Below are 1,111 nucleotides of genomic sequence, written 5' to 3' on the forward strand. Positions count from 1 at the left end.
TGCTGGGTGAGGAGGCCGCGGGGATCGTAGGTGAGGACGTGGGTGACGGGGTGGTCGGGGTTGGAGTGGTCCTCGACCTGGACCTGCCGGGTCGCGGCGTTTCTGGTGATGTGGGAGAACGTGGCCCCGTCGATGATGGTGGTGGTTTCCAGTCCCGCCTGGTCGTAGCTGGTCTCAACCACGTGGCCGTCCGCATCGACGCTGCGGATCAATCGTCCGGCGGGGTCGTAACCCCAGGTCGTGGTGGCGCCGAGAGCATTGGTGGTGCTGAGGCAGCGGTCCATGGGGTCGAAGACATGGTGGCTGACCGCACCGAGGGGGTCGGTGACGGTGACCGCCCTCCCGTTGAGGTCATAGGTGTAGCGGGTGACGCCACCATTCCCCGCCACCGCGGCTGTGAGTTGTCCGGCGGGGTCGTAGCGGAACCGGCGCAGCCCGTTCCTGGGGTCACGGGTCTCAATCACCCGGCCGGTTTTGTCGTAGACCCATCGGTAGGAGCCTGCGCCGGGGGAGAAACGAGCCACCACACGGCCGCAGGGGTCGTAGCGGGTCCAGCCCTTCTCACCGGTGGGCCAGAGTTCTTCGATGAGTTGGGAATCCTGGTTGTAGGTGAGGGTGGTGCGGAAGCCGAGTTCGTTGCGGATCCCCGCGACCCGGCCACACTGGTCGTAGTCGTAGCGCAGTGATGCGCCTGAGGGGCGGCGGATCCGGACCGGGCGGCCTGCCGGGTCACGCTCGATCCGGGTGGAGCCACCTGCGGGGTCGGTGTATTCGACTGGCCGACCAGCGCGGTCGTACCTGACCCGGGTTTCAGACCCATCCGGGAGGATCGCTGCGATCTGGCGTCCCCACACATCCAGCGTCACCGTGGTGGAGGCGTGGGCATCCCCGATGGTGATCTCCTGGGCCTGGGTGTTGTGGTGTTGGTATGCCCGCACCCCTGACGGGTCGGTGGTTTCATTCAACCGGCCGTACTGGTCGTAACAGCGCTGCCACACCCCACCAGACGGGTCCACGGTGTGGCGGAGGCGGGACATGGCGTCGTGGGTGAATTCCCAGGTCGCGCCATCGGGCAGCTGGACCCGGTTGATGTTGCCCAGATCATCACAGT

At 66.7% G+C, this 1,111-nt stretch carries 1 pseudogene; it reads right to left on the bottom strand.

The features are described from left to right. Nucleotides 1-1,111: pseudogene (locus EII35_RS15480) on the bottom strand (hypothetical protein); the annotation flags it as partial.

The organism is Arachnia propionica, assembly GCF_003932785.1.
Taxonomy (GTDB): Bacteria; Actinomycetota; Actinomycetes; order Propionibacteriales; family Propionibacteriaceae; genus Arachnia; species Arachnia propionica_B.